Origin of the sequence: Intestinibacillus sp. Marseille-P6563 (assembly GCF_900604335.1) — a bacterium.
Taxonomy (GTDB): domain Bacteria; phylum Bacillota; class Clostridia; order Oscillospirales; family Butyricicoccaceae; genus Butyricicoccus_B.
The window spans coordinates 910188-923171 of the sequence record NZ_UWOD01000001.1; the positions used below are offsets into that span (position 1 = coordinate 910188).

Sequence of the window (12984 nt, forward strand, 5' to 3'; positions counted from 1 at the left end):
GACATGAAAAGAGACCCCGTAAGAGCGACTGTGCTGGCGTCGAAGATCATCCCGAACGTATCGCCCGACCTTGCCAAGCAGCTCAACCTCAGCCCCGACCAAAAATCCCTGGCCCTGCTGACGACCGACTGCGATGATGTCGGTTATACGGCGGTTGACGAAGCGACCAAGAAGGCAGACGTCAAGGTTGTCTATGCCAAGAGCTTCTATGGCGGCGCAGCCAATGCCAACACCAAGCTGGCCGGTGAATTCATCGGCATCCTGGCTGGTCCCAATCCGGCCGAAGTCAAGGCCGGCTTGCAGGCTGCGGTGGATATGGTCGAAAATGTTGCCTACTTCATCTCGGCTAACGAAGATGATTCGATCGTTTATTATGCGCAGTGCATTTCCCGCACCGGCTCGTACCTGTCCGAAGGCGCGGGCATCCAGGAAGGCGAAGCGCTGGCGTACCTGATCGCTCCCCCGCTGGAAGCCATGTATGGCGTGGATGCAGCGCTCAAGGCAGCGGACGTGAAGATGTGCGTACTGTACGCGCCCCCGTCTGAGACCAACTTCGGCGGCGCGCTGCTCACCGGCAGCCAGTCGGCCTGCAAATCGGCTTGCGAAGCCTTTGCCTCTGCGATCGAATTTGTAGCCGACAACCCGAGAGTCGAATAATCCCCTGTTTGCGGGAACGGGCATTTCCGCATTGAAATGGAGGGATTACCATGAATGCTCTGGGTATGATCGAAACGCGCGGTCTGATCGGTTCCATCGAAGCGGCCGACGCCATGCTCAAAGCGGCGAATGTCACCCTTGTGAGTAAAACACAGGTCGGCGGCGGCCTGGTCACCGTGATGGTGGAAGGCGATGTCGGCGCGGTCAAGGCCGCGACCGATGCTGGAGCTGCGGCGGCCGAACGGGTCGGTGAACTGATTTCGGTGCATGTCATCCCGCGTCCGGCCAGCGATGTCGCCTACATCCTGGGCGACCGGGTGGGCGCTCCCCCGACGCCGCCCGAGCCCCCGGAACCTCCCGCGGCACCCGAAGCGCCTTCCGCACCGTCTGAGGCGGCCCCACCGGCTCCGGCTCCCGAAGAACCCGCCCCCGTGGCGGACGAACCGGTTCCTGAAGACCGGGACCTGCACAAGATGACGGTGGCGCAGCTCCGCTCGGTAGCCCGGGGGCTGAATACCGGCCTATCGCGCCGCGACATCCGCTTTGCCAAGAAAGAAGAACTGATCGCACGGATCGAGCAGGCACAGGAGGAATAGTTTATGCAGCTTTATGATAAGGACCTTCTCTCCATGCAGGAAGTCCGCGAGCTGGTGGGCGCTGCCAAGAAAGCCCAGCAGGAACTGGCGGAAAAATCGCAGGAGGAAGTTGACCGCATCGTCCGCTCGATTGCCGACGCGGGCGTGCGCAATGCGCGCCGTCTGGCAGAGATGGCGCACGAGGACACCGGCTTTGGCATTGTAGAAGATAAAGTCGTGAAAAACGTCTTTGCCAGCCGGGGCGTCTATGAATATATCAAGGACATGAAAACCATCGGCGAACTCGGCCGCGACGAGGAGAAAAAACTGCGCATCATCGCCGTGCCGGTGGGTGTTATCGCGGGTCTGATCCCCTCGACCAACCCGACTTCGACCGCTTTGTTCAAGGCCGAGATCGCCATTAAGGCCGGCAACGCGATCGTCTTTTCCCCGCACCCGAGCGCGCTGCGCTGCATCCGGGAGACCGTTAAGGTCATCCGGCAGGCCATCGCCGAGGCGGGCGGCAATGAAAATCTAGTTTCCTGCATCACCATCCCGACCATGCAGGCGACCGACAACCTCATGAAACATCCGGATACGGCCATGATCCTGGCTACCGGCGGCAGCGCGATGGTACGCGCCGCGTATTCGTCCGGTACCCCGGCCATCGGCGTCGGTCCAGGCAACGGTCCGGCTTACATCGAACGCACGGCCGACATCCCGCTGGCTGTCAAGCGCATCATCGATTCCAAGACTTTTGATAACGGCACCATCTGCGCATCCGAGCAGTCGGTCATCTGCGACGCCGATATGCGGCCGGCCATCCAGGCTGAGATGGAAAAACAGGGCGCTTACTTCCTCAATCCGGAAGAACGCGCCAAGCTGGGCAAATTCATCCTGCGCGCCAACGGCACCATGAACCCCGAGATCGTGGGCCGCAGCGTGCAGACCATCGCCAAACTGGCGGGTCTGGATGTGCCCGAAACCGCCCGCGTCCTGGTCGCCGACGAGGACGGCGTAGGCCGCGGCCACCCGTATTCCAACGAGAAACTCGGCCCCATCCTCGCTTTCTACACCGGCACCGATTACAAGGATGTCTGCGACATCTGCTGCACCATCCTGCGGTATGAAGGCAAGGGCCACACCTTCTCGATGCACACCAAGGACGACAGCATCGTCGATTATTTCGCAAAACGCATCCCGGCTTCTCGCTTTATGGTCAACACCCCGTCCGCCCTCGGCGGCATCGGCGGTTCGACCGGCCTGATGCCTTCGCTGACACTGGGCTGCGGCGCGGTCGGCGGCAGCGCGACCAGCGAAAATGTCAGTCCGATGAATCTGCTCGACCGCCGGTATGTGGCGTATGGTCTGCGGGAACTCGAGGACATCCGCCGCGAGATGCCTAATTGTTCGGACGGTATCTGCCAGACAACGCCCGAAGCGATGATGGACCCGAGTGTGGTCGACGCGATTGTCGCGCGCATCATCGAGCGGCTGCAAACCGTTCAATAACGCATGATCTTTTAAGGAGGAATATAAAATGGCAGCAATGCAGGCTTTAGGTATGATCGAGACCAAGGGTCTGGTCGCTTCGGTCGAAGCGGCTGACGCCATGGTTAAGGCGGCTAACGTCACCTTGATTGGCAAGGTGCATGTTGGCGGCGGCTTGGTCACCGTTATGGTACGCGGCGACGTCGGCGCGGTCAAGGCCGCGACCGATGCAGGTGCCGCAGCGGCCGAACGGGTCGGCGAACTGATTTCGGTTCACGTCATCCCGCGTCCGCACGAAGAAGTGGAATTTATCCTGCCCTCGCTCGGCTAAGTCCGGGCTTTACCGAAAGGAGCAACCAATATGGCATTAGTACAAGCACTGGGTATGATCGAAACCAAAGGTCTGGTCGCTTCGGTCGAAGCGGCTGACGCCATGGTCAAGGCAGCCAACGTCACCCTGATCGGCAAGGTCCATGTCGGCGGCGGTCTGGTCACCGTGATGGTTCGCGGCGACGTCGGCGCGGTCAAGGCCGCAACGGACGCAGGCGCGGCAGCTGCTGAGCGTGTAGGCGAACTGATTTCGGTCCATGTCATCCCGCGTCCGCACAACGAGGTCGAATTCATCCTCCCGACGCTGCAGGGGTAACCCACCCGGCCTAGCGACCTGAACAGGGGGTGAATTGTTTGAAGGTCATTACAGAAGCGGTTTTGCGCAACGAACTGCGCGGCGCCGAGCCGGAAACCTATTATATCCCCGAGGGAAAGATCCTCTCGCCGGCCGCCCGGGAATATTTGCAGCAGCGCAAAATCAAGATCTCCAAGGATCCGCCGCCCGCCGCACCTGCGGCTGAGGCGCCCCCAACGCCTGCGGCGGACCCAGCGGCACCTGTGGCGCCGCAGCCCAAATTCGTCGATTACGAGACCGGCGCCTTCTATCTGGAAAAGCCCGAGCATATGACCCATCTCTACGGCAATGTGCTCGTGCCCAAGAGCCATCCGCGCATCCTGTTCCGCGGCAAGCTGGACAGTTTGCAGGCGCAGATCGTGCTCATCCAGGCCGAACTCGCCGAGAGCAGCGGCAATGAAAAGATCATCGACGATCTGGGCGATATTCTGACCGTGCTGCGCGAAATGATGCGCTGCGATGTGCTGGATGAGGAATTCAAAAACGAAATCATCATCGGCCTGACACACGCCGAACTGCGCGAGCGGTCGCACGACCCCATGCGGTTCTTCCACATCAAGCAGATGCTGCTGCCCGACTACACCATGGGCAAGGCTTATGCGCTGCTCAACCAGCTGCGCACCCAGATTCGGGAAACCGAGGTGGCCGCCAATCAGGCATTCCGCGACGGCAAAAAATGCACCCGCGCGGACATCATCGAAGAACTCAACCGCCTGTCCAGCGCCGTGCACATCATGATGTGCATGTATCTGGCAGGCCTGTACGGCAAGAAGTAAGGGGGATGTTATGGAACAGATCATTCAGGCTGTGCTCAGCGCCATCTCCCGCGCTGGCTTGGTGGAAGTCGAAGTTTCGGCCCGCCATGTCCATCTCACGCGCGAACATCTGGAAGTCCTGTTCGGCAAAGGCGCCGAACTGACCCCCAAGCGTCCGCTCTCCCAGCCCGGACAGTTCCTGTCCGAGGAACGGGTGACCCTCATCGGCCCTAAGGGCCGCAAGGAGCGCACCGCGATCTTAGGCCCCATCCGTCCGGCCACCCAGGTCGAGCTGTCCAAAAGCGACTGCGTAGAACTGGGCGTCAAAGCGCCGGTGCGCGAATCGGGCGACGTGGCCGGGTCGGGCTCTATTACGATCGAAGGTCCGTGCGGCTCGCTGACCATCGACGAAGGCGTCATCATCGCGCATAACCACGTCCATCTTACGCCCGAAGTGGCGCAGATCATGGGCGTGACCGACAAACAGCGCGTCGCGGTCGAGGTGTTCAGCGACCGGCCGGTCACCTTCCGGGATGTCATCATCCGCGTGAGTGAAAAATTCAGCTGCCGCATGCACATCGATTTCGATGAGGCCAACGCGGCACTGGTCAGCGGTTTTACGCTGGGTAAGATTATCAAGTAACAGCAATTTCAGCAAAGGGTGAGACTATGATGGATCTCGAGCGTGTAAACGCCTATATGCAGCGTGTCAAGGATTCGGAAACCCAAACCTTCCGTCCGGTGGGGAGCAAGCTCAAAGTGGGCCTGGATCTGGGCACGGCCTACATCGTGCTGGTCGTGCTCGATGAGGAGGACAACCCGATCGCCTGTGAAAAGCAGGCGGCGAGCGTGCTGCGCGACGGTGTGGTCGTCGATTATTCGGGTGCGCTGCGCATTGTGCGCGAACTCAAGGCCAAACTGGAAGAACGGTTGGGCGGCGAAGAACTCATCAACTGCGCCATCGCCATGCCGGCCGGTACCGAATCGAGTGTGCGTACCCACCAGTATGTGGCCGAAGGCGCGGGATTTGAAGTCACCAACGTCCTCGACGAACCGACGGCGGCCAATTCCATCTATCAGATCGACGACGGCGTGGTGGTCGACATTGGCGGCGGCACGACTGGTCTGGCCATCTTAAAGGACGGCAAGGTCATCCAAATCGAGGATGAGCCCACGGGCGGCACCCATGTAACGTTGGTGTTGGCCGGTAACTACCACATCCCCTTTGACGAGGCCGAACAGATCAAGCAGGATTATACCCGCCATCGGGAAATTTTGCCGGTGGTCAAGGCCGTACTCGAAAAAATGGCCTCCATCGTCAATCGGTATGTGGACAAAAGCCAAGTCGATACCCTTTACCTGTGCGGCGGCACCTGTTGCCTGACCGGCATCGAGACCATCTTTGAAAAGGAGACCGGCATCCGGACCATCAAACCGGCCGATCCCTTCCTGGTCACCCCGGCTGGAATTGCGATGAACTGTAAGGTTTGATCCCCGAAAACCATGGGAAAGGAGGGGAACCTATGAATTTCGATGCGTTGGTGGATGAGATCGTTGCGCGGGTATCTGCCAAGATCGCGCAGCAGGAGTCCTGTGGTTCCGACGTCGGCAAGCCCAAGCTGCTCATCCTGACCGAAGAACACGGCAGCATCTGCCACGACATGCTGGAAAGCGAACGGCTTTTGAGCTATTACCAGACCGAATGCGCCTTGCTCAAAGACTACGACTGCGACATGGCATCCTATGAAGCGGTCATCCTCTTTGGCCTGACCAATGAAGCGCTGGCCCGGCTGGCGGGCGGCGTATGCGATACGCCTTTCACCCGTCTGGCGCAAAAAGCCATCCTGACCGGCAAAAAAATCTTTGTCCTCAAGGAAATGGTCGAACTGTACCGGTACGCCGAAACGGCGCCGCCCGCGTATTATGCGGTCCTGGAAAAGCAGCTTGCACTGCTTCAGCAGGCGGGCGTGGCGATCTGCCCGCTGGCCGAGCTGGAGGACGCGATTCTGTGCGATGAGGCCGCGGCCTGCGAACCGGCGGCCAGTCCGGCCCCCTGTGCCGCAGCGCCCTGCGCGGCGCCCGGTCGGGAAGTGAAGATTGAAAAGCGCGTCATCACCGAACGCGATCTCAGCGCGGTCTATGACAAGGATGTTTCGGTCATCCACATCGGCAAACGCGCCATTTTGACCGATCTGGCCAAGGAATACGCGCAGGCAAGAAAGGTTTCGCTCGTGCGGGACGAATGAACAGGTGGAATTGACATGAAAGTTGCAAAGGTGATCGGCAATATCTGGTCGACCCGAAAAGACGAAAAGCTCAGAAGCTATAAGCTGCTGATCGTGCAGCCCATCAACATTTTGGACGGTTCGTGTGACCGTACCCCCATCGTGGCCGCCGATACTATCGGCGCCGGAGTGGGCGAAACCGTGTTGATTGTTGCCGGCAGCTCGGCGCGCAGCGCGGCTGGGGATATGAGCGTGCCGGTCGATGCCACGGTCGTCGGGATTGTGGACGACCAGGAATTGCATCCCGATGCGCTGCAATAAGGTGGTGAACGATGGATGAATTTGCTGGAGGCGGTGAAAGACGCCGGAATCGTCGGTGCAGGCGGTGCGGGCTTTCCCACGCATGTAAAACTCAAGGCCAAGGCCGAATGGTTTATCGTCAATGCGGCCGAATGTGAGCCTTTGATCGAAACCGACAAATACTTATGCCGCACCTATGCAGACCGCATCGTGGCGGCAGCGGCGGCCGTAGCGGCCCATCTGGAAGCGTCCCATATTGTCATTGCGCTCAAGCGCAAATACCGGGACGAGATCGCAGCCCTGCGCGCGGCCATCACCCAGGCGGGTGTGCCCATCGAGCTGTGCGAGATGGATACCTTCTACCCCGCGGGCGATGAACAGACCATGGTGCAGCTGGTCACCGGCAAAACCGTACCCGAACGCGGGCTGCCGCTCGACGTGGGCGCCGTGGTCGACAATGTCGGCACCCTGCTGGGCATTTACGACGCCTTGATCGAGGGCACGGCGGTCAGTTCCAAATATCTCTCGGTGGTGGGCGAAGTGGCCGAACCCATCATGCTGCATGTGCCCATTGGCACGGCGGTGACCGATTGCATTGCGGCCGCCCATCCCCGCATTTCCGATTATGCCATCATCCTGGGCGGGCCGATGATGGGCAAGGTGGTATCCGACCCGCAGGCCATTGCCCAGGCCGTGGTCACCAAGACCACGGGCAATATCCTGGTGCTGCCGCGTGAGCATTACCTCATCGAGCGGTCGGCCCGCCCGCTCGAGCGCATCCGCGCCCAGGCCCGGGCGGCCTGCATCCAGTGCCGGATGTGTACCGACCTGTGCCCGCGCTATCTGATCGGGCATCAAATCCGCCCGCATCTGGTCATGCGCAACCTGTACCGGGAGAAAAGCCTGGAATCGGAAGCCGAATTCCTGCATGCCTTCGGCGACGCGGCCAACTGCTGCTCGTGCGGCGTGTGCGAGATGTTCGCCTGCCCGATGGGGCTTTCCCCGCGCAAGGTCAACGAGTACATGAAGGGCGCACTGCGGGAACGGGGTATCCAAGTACCGCGCAATATGGCACCTGAAGCGCTGCGTGAACTGGCGCTGCGGCGCATCCCGACCGAGCGGCTGATCGCCCGGCTGGGGCTGGCTGCATACAGCGGCCTGCACGCCCACACCTGCCAGGAACTTGAGCCCGATACGATTTTTGTCCCCTTCTCCCAGCACATCGGCAAACCGGCCGAACCCATCTGTCAGGTGGGTGACCGGGTGGAAAAGGGACAAAAAATCGCGCAAGCGGCGGAAAATGGGCTTTCCGCCAACATCCACGCTGGCATTTCCGGCGTGATTACCGAAATCACAGCGGCTGGAGCACGAATCTCCCGCCAAAAGGAGGGTTAAACGGTGGCAACTGCAATTGGCATGATTGAACTGAGCAGCATTGCCCGCGGCATCGAAACCTGTGATTACATGGTCAAAGCGGCACAGGTCGCGCTGCTGCGCTCCTCCACTGTTTGCCCGGGCAAGTATATGATCATCATCGGCGGGGAGACCGGCGACGTGCGCGCGGCCATGGAGGAAGGCCGCAAACGCGGCGGCGAACTGGTCGTCGATACGCTGATGCTTCCCAATGTACATGAGCAGCTCATCCCGGCCATCAGCATGACCAACCAGGTCGAGACCCGCGGCGCGGTGGGCGTGTTGGAGTTTTATTCCATCGCCTCGGCGATCGTGGCGGCCGATGTGGCGGCAAAGGCTGCGAATATCACACTGATCGAAGTCCGTACCGGCTACGCCATCGGCGGCAAGGGGTTTGTCACCCTGACCGGCGATGTCGGCGCCGTCCGGGCGGCCGTGGAAGCGGCACGAAAGGATGCGGAACTGCTGGTCGAAACCACAGTCATCCCGCGTCCGGATCGCAAGCTATTCGACACGCTGCTGTAAAAGGGGCGAGATAACAGAAAAAAGGAGGGTCACACATGAGTGTATTCACCGAAAGCGTACAGGCTTGGGTCAGCAACATTTCGATCAACTCGGTCATTATGATGATCATGATGATCTTTATGGTCGTCGGTGCGATCGACAAGATCCTGGGCAATAAATATGGTTACGGCGAACAATTTGAAGAAGGCTTCAACGCCATTGGCCCGCTGGCGCTGTCCATGGCCGGTGTTGTTGCAGCGGCTCCCGTTCTGGCGGAGATTTTAGGGCCGATCCTGAAGCCCATCTATACTGCCATTGGCGCGGATGCGTCCATGTTTGCTACCACCCTGCTCGCCTGTGATATGGGCGGCTATCCGCTGGCTATGGAACTGGCCAGCAATGAGGCAATCGGTAACTTTGCCGGCCTCATCCTGGGCACCATGATGGGCCCGACGATCGTATTTACCATCCCGGTTGCACTGGGCATCATCAAGAAAGAGGACCGCTCGTATCTGGGCGCCGGCGTTCTGGCTGGTATGATCACCATCCCGCTCGGCTGTATCGCTGGCGGCCTGGTCATGAATATGACGCCCTATAAGCTGTCTATTGGCACGATTCTCATCAACCTGGTTCCGGTTATCATCATCGCAGCCCTGATCGTCATCGGCCTGTGGTTTGCCCCGTCGGCTATGATCCGCGGCTTTAACGTATTCGGCACCGGCGTTACCATCGTCATCACGATCTTTACCGCCATCGCCGTCTTCCAGCAGATCACGGGTATCATGTTCCCGTTGTTCGACGTGATGTCCACGGTCGATCCGGAAACCGGCCTGACGCCGCTCAATTCCGGTCTGCTCACCTGCGGCCAGATTGGTATCGTCCTGATCGGTGCGTTCCCCATGGTCAAGTGGATCACCAAAACCTTCGGCGGTGCACTCAACAAGATCGGTGCTGCATTCGGCATGAACGATAAGGGTTCGGCTGGTCTGGTCGCCAACCTGGCCAACAACATCGCGATGTTCAACATCATGGATCAGATGAACCCCAAGGGCAAGCTGCTGAACGTTGCATTTGCTGTATCGGCTGCTTTCGTATTCGGCGACCATCTGGGCTTTACCGCTGGCAACAACCAGGATATGATCTTCCCGGTTATCGTTGGCAAGCTGGTTGCTGGTATCACGGCACTGATCGTGGCCAATGCACTCGCTCCCAAGCTGCTCAGCAAGATCGAAAGCGCAAACAAGTAAGAAGAAAGGGATTGTGTGCTTATGAATGTAAGTGAAGCTTTGATCCGTGAGATCGTAGAAAAAGTGATCCGCGAAACCATGGCACAGCCGTCGTGTGGTTTTGAAAAGCATATCGATCCCAGCGGCATCATCGGCATCCGGACTTCCACGGTCAAGTGTGAACCGTTCGAACAGGATGGCGTCCGCTTAAAGGATCTGGTCACCTTAGAAGAAGCACCCCGCATGGGTGCCGGGATCATGGAACTGGATCACACCAGTTTTGAATGGACTCTGACGTATGACGAATACGATATGGTCATCGAAGGCGAATTGGAGATCGAGATCGACGGACGGGTCATCAAAGGCGGCCCGGGCGATATCATTTACATCCCCCAAGGTAGCCACATCCATTTCCAGACCCCCAGTTTTGCCCGATATGCTTATTTCGTCTATCCCGCCAACTGGCAGGAACTCGGATAAACCGGCAAAGCGGGCTGGGTGCGAGCCGGGGTTCATCCCCCGGCTCGGCGCCCCGGCCTGTGCTTGACAGGGTGCCCTTGGAATGCTATACTGACCATAAATCCAATCGGTATCCAGGTGTTTCCCCGGCTGCGGGAAACTCAAAAGGGAAGCTGGGTGTGAATCCCACACAATGCCGTTGCTGTATTGGCCGAGCAGGCCGCCACAAAGTCACTGGATGGTTCCGGGAAGACGGCGGACTGCGCTTGGAGGCCTGAGTCAGAAGACCTGCCTGGATATAACGCACGTAAAAACCTTTCCGGTCCTGAAAGGGTGCACATCCACCGCCCGGCGGTTTGTTTGCTGTACCTGCTTTTTCGGTACAGCTTTTTTGTTTCTGTGCGCCTGATTTTTCTTTTACGCACAGAGTATGCCCGGATAGAGGAATATCCGGCCCACGCATCTCTGCATTCGAAGCTGGCGCCTGCCGATGCAGGCGGGACGCCAAGTGGATTGGCCGCGGCATGAGCGGGCGGGGTGTTCTGCCCCGCCCGTTTGCGGCAAGAGAGGACTCATCATGACAGATTTATGTACCACCCAGACCGCGGTGCGCCGCATGGCGGTCGATGCGTTTCTTAAGCAATATTACCGCCCGGAAAAATTCGCGCAAAGCTGCAATGGCTGTCCCTTCTACGGCAAGGTATGGTCCTGTCCGCCCGGTGTCCCCGATACGCCCGCTTTTTTCGCCGGATATACGGACATCTATCTATTGGGCGTACAAGTCACCTATACCGAGCTGGCACATCGCTGGCGCGATGTCCAGGCCGTACAGGATCAAACTTACGGCCTTGCCAAACGGGCGCTGCTCGAAACCCAGCTGGCGCTCGAAAAGCTGTTTCCCGGCGCGCGGTCGATTGCCGCCGGACGCTGCGAGCGCTGCGCCCATTGCATGCGTCCCAGCGGCTGCACCTGCATTTGGCCCGAGCGGATGCGGTATTCCTTTTCGGCTTTCCGCATCGACCTGAGCCGTCTGGCGGACGAGCAGCTTGGTTTTCCGCTCCAATGGAGCTCCGGCAAGCTGCCCGCCTATCATGTAGCATTGGGGGCGCTGCTGGTCCCCTGATCAATCAAGGCATGGATCGGTTTTTGACACCGACCCATGCCCTTTTTTCGAAAGGTCTCACCCATGGACCCATCCCGGCATAGCATGACGTTGAAGGAGGCGATGCAGTATGAAAAAAAGCACGTCGCTGGCCATTCTTGGCGGCGACATGCGGCAAGCGTTTTTGGCGCAGCTTTTGTGCGCAGACGGCCATACAGTCACGGTTTCGGCGCTGGAACGGCATCCATTTGATGCTGGAATCCGCCTGGGAGCGCCTGATTTTGGGGTAAAAGAGGCGCAGGCGATTATCCTGCCCATGCCGGCCGAACGCGAGGAAGGGCTGCTCAACGCGCCGCTTTCCAATACATCGTATCATATGCAAACCATTTTGGATGCCATTCCAGCGGGCAAACTGGTGCTGGCGGGTGCGGTCTCCCCGGCCCTGCGGGCACGGGCCGAACAAAACGACCTGCATCTGATCGACTATCTGGCCCGTGAGGAGCTGGCTATCCGCAATGCAGTCCCCACCTGCGAAGGGGCGTTGCAGCTTGCCATGGAAGAACTGCCCATCACCCTGCATGGGTCGCATGTGCTGGTCATCGGCAATGGGCGCATCGGCAGTATGCTGGCCCAGAAATTGCAGGCGCTGCATGCGCATGTGACCGTTTCTGCCCGTTCGGCCAAGGATTTTGCACGCATTGAAGCAGCCGGACATGGCTGCCTGCATACGGGCGCTCTGGCTGGGCATCTGTCCGGCTTTGACCTGGTGGTCAACACCGTGCCGGCACGGGTGCTCGGTATGGCCGAACTGGCGGAACTCCCACCCGATTGCCTGATTATCGATCTGGCATCCAAGCCGGGCGGTGTGGATTTCAACGCGGCCAGCCAAATCGGCCGGCACGCGATCTGGGCTTTGTCGCTACCCGGCAAGGTCGCGCCGGTTTCGGCTGCCTGTGCCATCCGGGATACGGTCTATACGATCTTACAGGAGGAGGGCCTATTATGAACCATCCCATCCGCGTCGGCTTTGCCATGACCGGTTCGTTTTGTACCTTTGCCAAGGCGCTCGATGTGCTGGAAGCCATGGTACAATCCGGGGAATATGTCATCACCCCCATTTTATCCGACCATGCGGCCTCGATGGATACCCGGTTTGGTACGGCCCAAGACCTGCAAAACCGGCTGACCGAACTGACCGGCAACCCCATTGTGCAAACCATCCAGCAGGCAGAGCCCATCGGTCCCAAAGGGCTGCTCGATGTGCTGGTCGTTGCGCCCTGCACGGGCAATACGCTGGCCAAACTGGCCCATTCGATCATTGATACCCCAGTCACCATGGCGGTCAAGAGCCATCTGCGCCGGGACCGTCCGGTCGTCCTCGCGGTTTCCACCAACGATGGCTTATCCGGTTCGGCGTTCAATCTGGGCACCCTACTCAACCGCCGACATTATTATTTTGTCCCCTTCGGACAGGATGCCCCCTATACCAAACCGCGCTCGCTGGTCGCAGATATGAGCCAAATCCCATCCACCATTGCATCCGCCCTGCGCGGGGAACAACAGCAGCCTTTGCTGCTCACCTCATAAAAAAA

The 12984-nt window shown here is 59.3% G+C and carries 17 protein-coding genes and 1 riboswitch; all 17 genes read left to right on the forward strand.

Features of this window, described 5'->3' with window-relative positions; translation table 11 throughout:
* Positions 1-3 precede the first annotated feature (3 nt).
* The 17 genes from eutL (at position 4) to EFB11_RS04840 (ending at position 12979) form a co-directional block, all read left to right on the forward strand.
* Positions 4-657, forward strand: a complete 654-nt coding sequence (gene eutL, locus EFB11_RS04760; protein WP_122789164.1) for an ethanolamine utilization microcompartment protein EutL — start codon at positions 4-6, stop codon at positions 655-657.
* A gap of 50 nt (positions 658-707) precedes the next feature.
* Complete coding sequence (locus tag EFB11_RS17340; RefSeq protein WP_122789165.1) at positions 708-1253, forward strand: BMC domain-containing protein; 546 nt, start codon at positions 708-710, stop codon at positions 1251-1253.
* A 3-nt stretch (positions 1254-1256) separates the two neighbouring features.
* Entirely contained in the window at positions 1257-2744 is a 1488-nt protein-coding gene (locus tag EFB11_RS04770; RefSeq protein WP_122789166.1) for an acetaldehyde dehydrogenase (acetylating), read from the forward strand.
* Between the two features lie 28 nt (positions 2745-2772).
* Positions 2773-3054, forward strand: coding sequence for a BMC domain-containing protein (locus tag EFB11_RS04775; RefSeq protein WP_122789167.1), 282 nt, complete (start codon positions 2773-2775; stop codon positions 3052-3054).
* Positions 3055-3084: 30 nt separating this feature from the next.
* The gene (locus EFB11_RS04780) at positions 3085-3369 is read left to right on the forward strand and encodes a BMC domain-containing protein (RefSeq protein WP_122789168.1); all 285 of its coding nucleotides are present in this window, start codon (positions 3085-3087) and stop codon (positions 3367-3369) included.
* Between the two features lie 29 nt (positions 3370-3398).
* Entirely contained in the window at positions 3399-4184 is a 786-nt protein-coding gene (locus EFB11_RS04785; RefSeq protein WP_243115159.1) for an ATP-binding protein, read from the forward strand.
* Positions 4185-4194: 10 nt separating this feature from the next.
* Complete coding sequence (locus tag EFB11_RS04790; protein ID WP_122789170.1) at positions 4195-4806, forward strand: PduL/EutD family phosphate acyltransferase; 612 nt, start codon at positions 4195-4197, stop codon at positions 4804-4806.
* A gap of 26 nt (positions 4807-4832) precedes the next feature.
* Positions 4833-5654 carry an ethanolamine utilization protein EutJ gene (gene eutJ, locus EFB11_RS04795; RefSeq protein WP_122789171.1) on the forward strand — a complete coding sequence of 274 codons (822 nt, stop codon included), beginning with the start codon at positions 4833-4835 and terminating at the stop codon, positions 5652-5654.
* Positions 5655-5686: 32 nt separating this feature from the next.
* A complete protein-coding gene (locus EFB11_RS04800) occupies positions 5687-6409 on the forward strand; it encodes a hypothetical protein (RefSeq protein WP_122789172.1) in 723 nt (240 codons plus the stop codon).
* A 15-nt stretch (positions 6410-6424) separates the two neighbouring features.
* Positions 6425-6709 carry a EutN/CcmL family microcompartment protein gene (locus EFB11_RS04805; RefSeq protein WP_122789173.1) on the forward strand — a complete coding sequence of 95 codons (285 nt, stop codon included), beginning with the start codon at positions 6425-6427 and terminating at the stop codon, positions 6707-6709.
* A 15-nt stretch (positions 6710-6724) separates the two neighbouring features.
* Complete coding sequence (locus EFB11_RS04810) at positions 6725-8083, forward strand: 4Fe-4S dicluster domain-containing protein (protein WP_122789174.1); 1359 nt, start codon at positions 6725-6727, stop codon at positions 8081-8083.
* Between the two features lie 3 nt (positions 8084-8086).
* Positions 8087-8626, forward strand: a complete 540-nt coding sequence (locus tag EFB11_RS04815) for a BMC domain-containing protein (protein ID WP_122789175.1) — start codon at positions 8087-8089, stop codon at positions 8624-8626.
* A gap of 35 nt (positions 8627-8661) precedes the next feature.
* On the forward strand, positions 8662-9852 hold the full coding sequence (locus EFB11_RS04820) for an ethanolamine utilization protein EutH (protein WP_122789176.1): 1191 nt from the start codon (positions 8662-8664) through the stop codon (positions 9850-9852).
* A 21-nt stretch (positions 9853-9873) separates the two neighbouring features.
* Entirely contained in the window at positions 9874-10311 is a 438-nt protein-coding gene (locus tag EFB11_RS04825) for a cupin domain-containing protein (RefSeq protein ID WP_122789177.1), read from the forward strand.
* A 98-nt stretch (positions 10312-10409) separates the two neighbouring features.
* Positions 10410-10600, forward strand: a riboswitch (cobalamin riboswitch).
* 267 nt (positions 10601-10867) lie between these two features.
* Positions 10868-11413 (forward strand): DUF2284 domain-containing protein, encoded by a 546-nt coding sequence (locus EFB11_RS04830; RefSeq protein ID WP_164706606.1) that lies wholly within the window; start codon positions 10868-10870, stop codon positions 11411-11413.
* Between the two features lie 109 nt (positions 11414-11522).
* Complete coding sequence (gene dpsA / locus EFB11_RS04835) at positions 11523-12398, forward strand: dipicolinate synthase subunit DpsA (RefSeq protein ID WP_122789179.1); 876 nt, start codon at positions 11523-11525, stop codon at positions 12396-12398.
* Entirely contained in the window at positions 12395-12979 is a 585-nt protein-coding gene (locus tag EFB11_RS04840; RefSeq protein ID WP_442906820.1) for a dipicolinate synthase subunit B, read from the forward strand. The genes dpsA and EFB11_RS04840 overlap by 4 nt, the downstream gene beginning before the upstream one ends.
* Positions 12980-12984: the final 5 nt, after the last annotated feature.

What these genes read in the sequence shown, in the direction of transcription:
- eutL (WP_122789164.1), top strand. Translation starts at nt 4, where the DNA reads ATGAAAAGAGACCCCGTAAGAGCGACTGTGCTGGCGTCGAAGATCATC.
- EFB11_RS17340 (WP_122789165.1), top strand. Translation starts at nt 708, where the DNA reads ATGAATGCTCTGGGTATGATCGAAACGCGCGGTCTGATCGGTTCCATC.
- EFB11_RS04770 (WP_122789166.1), top strand. Translation starts at nt 1,257, where the DNA reads ATGCAGCTTTATGATAAGGACCTTCTCTCCATGCAGGAAGTCCGCGAG.
- EFB11_RS04775 (WP_122789167.1), top strand. Translation starts at nt 2,773, where the DNA reads ATGGCAGCAATGCAGGCTTTAGGTATGATCGAGACCAAGGGTCTGGTC.
- EFB11_RS04780 (WP_122789168.1), top strand. Translation starts at nt 3,085, where the DNA reads ATGGCATTAGTACAAGCACTGGGTATGATCGAAACCAAAGGTCTGGTC.
- EFB11_RS04790 (WP_122789170.1), top strand. Translation starts at nt 4,195, where the DNA reads ATGGAACAGATCATTCAGGCTGTGCTCAGCGCCATCTCCCGCGCTGGC.
- eutJ (WP_122789171.1), top strand. Translation starts at nt 4,833, where the DNA reads ATGATGGATCTCGAGCGTGTAAACGCCTATATGCAGCGTGTCAAGGAT.
- EFB11_RS04800 (WP_122789172.1), top strand. Translation starts at nt 5,687, where the DNA reads ATGAATTTCGATGCGTTGGTGGATGAGATCGTTGCGCGGGTATCTGCC.
- EFB11_RS04805 (WP_122789173.1), top strand. Translation starts at nt 6,425, where the DNA reads ATGAAAGTTGCAAAGGTGATCGGCAATATCTGGTCGACCCGAAAAGAC.
- EFB11_RS04810 (WP_122789174.1), top strand. Translation starts at nt 6,725, where the DNA reads ATGAATTTGCTGGAGGCGGTGAAAGACGCCGGAATCGTCGGTGCAGGC.
- EFB11_RS04820 (WP_122789176.1), top strand. Translation starts at nt 8,662, where the DNA reads ATGAGTGTATTCACCGAAAGCGTACAGGCTTGGGTCAGCAACATTTCG.
- EFB11_RS04825 (WP_122789177.1), top strand. Translation starts at nt 9,874, where the DNA reads ATGAATGTAAGTGAAGCTTTGATCCGTGAGATCGTAGAAAAAGTGATC.
- EFB11_RS04830 (WP_164706606.1), top strand. Translation starts at nt 10,868, where the DNA reads ATGACAGATTTATGTACCACCCAGACCGCGGTGCGCCGCATGGCGGTC.
- dpsA (WP_122789179.1), top strand. Translation starts at nt 11,523, where the DNA reads ATGAAAAAAAGCACGTCGCTGGCCATTCTTGGCGGCGACATGCGGCAA.
- EFB11_RS04840 (WP_442906820.1), top strand. Translation starts at nt 12,395, where the DNA reads ATGAACCATCCCATCCGCGTCGGCTTTGCCATGACCGGTTCGTTTTGT.